5 protein-coding genes and 2 pseudogenes are annotated in these 5,077 nt (G+C 40.6%); 5 read left to right on the top strand and 2 right to left on the bottom strand.

Annotation, left to right across the window (positions count from 1 at the left end; translation table 11 throughout):
* The 5 genes and pseudogenes from PLK24_RS08210 to PLK24_RS08190 form a co-directional block, all read left to right on the top strand.
* Positions 1–191 (top strand): annotated as a pseudogene (locus PLK24_RS08210) (carbohydrate ABC transporter permease); the annotation flags it as partial.
* 48 nt (positions 192–239) lie between these two features.
* A complete protein-coding gene (locus PLK24_RS08205) occupies positions 240–1,070 on the top strand; it encodes a creatininase family protein (RefSeq protein ID WP_324478051.1) in 831 nt (276 codons plus the stop codon).
* A 779-nt stretch (positions 1,071–1,849) separates the two neighbouring features.
* A complete protein-coding gene (locus PLK24_RS08200) occupies positions 1,850–2,308 on the top strand; it encodes a DUF3795 domain-containing protein (protein ID WP_324478048.1) in 459 nt (152 codons plus the stop codon).
* Between the two features lie 309 nt (positions 2,309–2,617).
* Positions 2,618–3,574, top strand: coding sequence for an ATP-binding cassette domain-containing protein (locus tag PLK24_RS08195; RefSeq protein ID WP_324478046.1), 957 nt, complete (start codon positions 2,618–2,620; stop codon positions 3,572–3,574).
* Positions 3,571–4,362 (top strand): ABC transporter permease, encoded by a 792-nt coding sequence (locus PLK24_RS08190; RefSeq protein ID WP_324478044.1) that lies wholly within the window; start codon positions 3,571–3,573, stop codon positions 4,360–4,362. The genes PLK24_RS08195 and PLK24_RS08190 overlap by 4 nt, the downstream gene beginning before the upstream one ends.
* Before the next feature lie 118 nt (positions 4,363–4,480).
* On the opposite strand, the gene PLK24_RS08185 is transcribed toward PLK24_RS08190, so the two are convergent.
* On the bottom strand, positions 4,481–4,606 hold the full coding sequence (locus PLK24_RS08185; RefSeq protein WP_324478042.1) for a hypothetical protein: 126 nt from the start codon (positions 4,604–4,606) through the stop codon (positions 4,481–4,483).
* Between the two features lie 186 nt (positions 4,607–4,792).
* Positions 4,793–5,077 (bottom strand): annotated as a pseudogene (locus PLK24_RS08180) (endonuclease VIII); the annotation flags it as partial.

Here is a 5,077-nt window from a genome sequence, read left to right as displayed (position 1 = left end):
TAATTGTCATGTCAAAACCTGACATGCGAACTCTCCCCCAGGGAATCTCACTCTTCAGCGGAGTTTATTTTACTCCTTATCCTGAGCAATTAGCCATTAGCGTACTGGCTTGTTTGCCAACTTTAATTTTGTTTATTTTCCTGTCGAGGAATTTCATGGAAGGAGTTGCTTTAACCGGATTAAAGACCTAAGTTTTGAATTGAATAAATTTCTTATAACTTTAGACTGGAGGAATTTCAATGAACAAGAATGATCGGGAAATTCGATTTGAACTTCTTAGACCAGGGCAGTTAATACAAGAAAGAGAAAGATGTCCATTAATTTTTGTACCAATTGCACCCTTGGAGTACCACGGTCCCCATTTACCGGTAGGCATGGACCCAATAAATGCAACCTTTTCCGCTTTAGAAACCTGTAGAAGATTAGGGAAGGGAGTGGTGTATCCCACCATTCATTGTGGAACCGAAAGAGAACGGCCGGCGTGGATGCTGGAAAGTCTTGGTTTTAAGGCAACTGACTGGGTAGTAGGGATGGATTTCCCAACTGCTTTATGGAAAAGCCATTACTCCAAAGAACACCTTTTTGGACTTATTCTAGCCAATGAAATACAGTTTTTGGTTGACCATGATTACAAGGTGATAGTCATTGTAAACGGACATGGGGCAGTCAATCACCAGGAAACCATCGACCGAATTGCTAAAGATATTTCTCATACAACCGATGCTTTAGTGGTATGGAATTTAACCATTCCCGATGAAGTTCTCAAGGATGGTTTAGCCGGTCATGCTGATATCTATGAAACCTCAATGATGTTATATTATCAAAAGTTTTTTGGTTCAGATTCTATTGTGGATTTCTCGGCTATACCGGATAAAAGCGTACCAATTCATTATCCTGACTTTTCAATAGTAGATGGTGCAGGATTTAGCAAGGAACCCGATCCGGAAAAAATAGTCAGAACCGACCCCAGAAACGCGAACGAAGCTTTGGGCAAAGAACTCCACGAAAAAATTGTCGGGGATTTCTTAAATCTTACCAAAGCTGCCTTGAAGAAAAAAGGATTTCTATAAAGAAGCGTTCATTCAGGGATCGAGTCAAAGGTCAAGGGAACAGCTGCAAACAGAGGCAATAAAAAGAACAGCCACCTTCAAGCGTAAGCGCTGGTTGTGGCTGTTCTTTTTATTCAAACTCTGAAAATTTAAAGACTCTTTCACAGTGTATCGCCAACGATTAGAGTTGCGTAACTATAATATCATTTAATGGTTGGACATATTTTCTTCTAAAGATAAATCGAGAGAAAAATAACAATTAATAAATTATAAACAATCGGCTGAGGCTCACCAAAAGATTCTTAAATTCTTTTTCAATATTCTTTTAATTTTCTGATTTAACCAATTGGTTTTTCATTAGAACCAGTTAGAGAAATTTGATGATATTAAATTGTTCAATATATTCCCCCATTGAGGGGGGATTCAGGGGGGTGTGCCTTTCAAATTTTATTAATTACTTTTCATTTACTCTGGTATTTTCAGGATAGACCCTCATGTTGCTTTCGCAGCACCAGATGAGGATGGAAACAAAGATTCGACATGCCATGGCAGGTCGCTATACTAATTAAAGAATGGGCACAATGCATTGTGCCCCTACAATTTTTTAATCTTTTGTAGGGGCTTGATTTATCATGCCCGTGGGTTTTCAGGATAGCAACCTTTCATCTTTCTATTTTATATTAAGATTCTCAGCTTTTATGATAAAATTGATTCGTTTTTTCTTGTTCATTAGCCCAATTAATAAATTTCAAAGCTGGATTTAGACTATTATCCTTTCTAGTTAGAGGAGGAGGGTCAAAATGCAAGATACCAAATTGCTGGGAGCATGTGGCTTGTATTGCGGAGCTTGTTATCACTATCTGGCTTTTTTACCGGGAAACGAACACCTTTTGGAAAAGTACCGCCAACGAGGACGTGAATTGGAAAAGTGTGATGGATGCCGGTCAACTGCTAATACCGAACATTGTGCTCAATGCACCTTAAAAAGCTGTGCTAACTTACAAGGTGTTCTCCATTGTGGTCTTTGTCCCAGTTATCCATGTGAAGAACTAAAGAAATTCCAGCATGATGGACGGCTTCACCATATAGTGGTTTTGGATAATATTGAACACCTCAAAAAAATTGAACCGGAAAAATGGTTGCTGGAGCAATCACACCGATGGCAATGCCGGTGTGGAAGACGGTTCAGTTGGTATGATGAAAATTGCTTTGATTGCAGTTCGCCTTTGCCTTCCTACGGTTTCAGAAAATTCTCATAAGAAAAGTTGCCAAAATCAGCAAATATGACCAAGTTTAATAAGTCTATAATGAAATTTTACCCGCAATGACATCTAATTGTTCTTAAGCAACGGGGTTTTAGCCAATAAACCTAGTTTTTTTCTTATTTTGAGCAGATTGGAAGCGGTCCAAGATTTTTTAATATTGAATTGTTTTATCAAACACCCTGCTTGTTTAATGGCATTGCCAATCCTTCGAAAATTTTCCTTAGATATTCCTGTTTTATATCTTTTTGTAATTATTTATAATTAAGAGAATTATCTTCAGGAAGGAAGGAAGGAAGGCAGAAGGTGCGCGAGTACGCCATAGAAATAGAAAACCTTAAAAAATCCTTTAAACAATTAGCTGTACTCAAAGGAGTCAACTTAACCGTCAAACCAGGTGAGGTATTAACTTTACTGGGTCCCAACGGTGCTGGAAAAACAACAATTATCCGCATCTTAAGCACGTTATTGAAACCGGATAGCGGGAAGGTCGTCGTTAACGGTTATAATCTCAAAACCCAATCCCAGGAAATCCGTCAAAGCATTGGTCTTACTGGTCAATATACAGCTGTTGATGAATATCTCACCGGATTTGAAAACCTTGAAATGATGGGAAGACTCTACCATTTGAGCCGATCGGAAATAAAACAACGGGTTCCAAAATTGTTGGAACAGTTTGACCTTATTGAAGCAGCTCATCGGCCAGTAAAAACTTATTCAGGGGGGATGCGCCGTAAACTTGACTTAGCTGCTGGTTTAATTGCATCTCCTCCCATCGTTTTTTTAGATGAACCGACCAGTTCCCTTGATCCCCGCAGCCGTCTTGCTGTTTGGGAAACTATAAAAAAGTTAGTATCTAAAGGAATAACGGTTTTTTTAACTACCCAGCATTTGGAAGAAGCCGACACTTTAGCTGATCGAGTGGCGGTGATCAATGGTGGCCGTATTATCGCCGACGATACTCCGGAACGTTTAAAAAATCTAGTTGGAAAAGAGCGCTTGGAATTGGTTTTTAAAACATCCGAGGATTTTGCCCGAGCATTGATCATCATCAAAGGAAGCGAGCTGTACCATGACCAAAAAGCCAATTCAGTGAGTTTAGCTGTGGAAAGAGGAGTAATTGATATTCAAGAAATCTTGAATCGAATGGAGAAAGCTGGGATTCAGGTTGAGACTCTAACTCTTCGCAAACCAACTTTGGATGATGTCTTTATGCATTTTACCGGCCGTAAAGCTGAAGAAGGGGAGGGATTGAAGGCATGAAAAGTCAATCTCTCTATCAGAAAGCTTGCTGGTTAGCTAATGATATACAAGTACTTTTTATTCGCAGTCTCAAACATATCTATAAGAATTATGACCAATTGCTGGGCTTGACTATTCAACCGATCATGTTTATGCTCCTCTTCCGATATGTCCTGGGTGGTGCTATTTTGGTTGAAGAGGGGACCTATATTAACTTTCTGATGGCAGGCATTCTTGTTCAGGGAGTAGCATTTGGTTCTTTAACCACTTCATATAGCATTGCGATGGACCTCCAGCGAGGCATTATCGACCGCCTGAAAACGCTCCCCATTGCCAGCTGGGCGGTAATGATGGGGCACGTAGCCGGTGACCTGGTCCGTAATACCTTACAAGCAGTCATCATCATAATCATGGGATTATTGGTTGGTTTTCATCCCCAAGCCAATTTAACCGAGTGGTTGATTATTACTCTTTTGGTGTTTCTCTTTACCTTGGCTGTTTCCTGGATGGCTGCAATTATGGGTTTAGCAGCAAAAACTCTGGAATCGGTTTCCTGGATAGGTTTTCTGGTCATGTTTCCTCTAACCTTTGCCAGTGCTGCCTTTGTCCCGACCAAAACCATGCCTGCTGTACTTCGAACTTTTGCCGAGAATCAACCAGTCACCCACATCGTGGAAGCTATACGCGCTCTGACAATGGGAAAATCATCGGATCATCATCTTTGGTTCGCCCTGGTATGGTGCGTGGCAATCATTATTATTTCAATTCCTGTTGCAGCCTACTTATTCAGAAGACATGGAGGGAAGTAGTTCAAGGGAGAAGGAGTTTTTTGATCGGTCATCCTGAGCTCTCGCTTTTTGAGGTCGTGGCAATCTCATCAACCCAATCCGTCATTGCGAGACCTCGTTTTGTGAGGGCGTAAGGATCTCATCTGACACCACCAGCGTCATCCTGAGCGGTGCTTTCCCGCGTGAGGATCTCATCTTTTAATGCTGTTGAACTGGGGAATCGTGGAATTATAAAACTGAAAAGGATGAGATTCTCACGTCGCATAAGACGCTCCTCAGAATGACTCAGTCGATGAATGAGATTGCCACGTCATTCAAACAAAAAACGGTTGGACTCTTAGTAACGATTGATTTAGATAAGATTTTTATCCTCTTATACTGACACGTAACTGGTACCGGGGCAGTTTAAGCTATAAAGGAGTTTATAGGGAAGGAAAGAGCTTATCAGTACTTATTTCTGGCAATGTTCACAAAAATAAATACTTCCTCCCAAATAGGCTTCCTTTTTTATATTAGTTCCGCAAATAGGGCAGGGTTGGTTGACCGAATTTTTACATAGAATAGTCTGATACCCACCAGGGTGACCGAAGAGATCCAACTCAGTATCACGTCCGCCGTTTTCTGTCATAGCCGTAAGTGTAGATCGAACCGCCTGAAACAAGGCTTTTTTATCGTCCTCGGAAAGACTATTAACTTTTCGTTTGGGATACATTTTTGCATTGAAGAGAATATCCTG

It is taken from the genome of Atribacter sp. (assembly GCF_035418125.1).
Classification (GTDB): Bacteria; Atribacterota; Atribacteria; order Atribacterales; family Atribacteraceae; genus Atribacter; species Atribacter allofermentans.
This window is presented reverse-complemented; position numbering and strand designations above follow the sequence as displayed.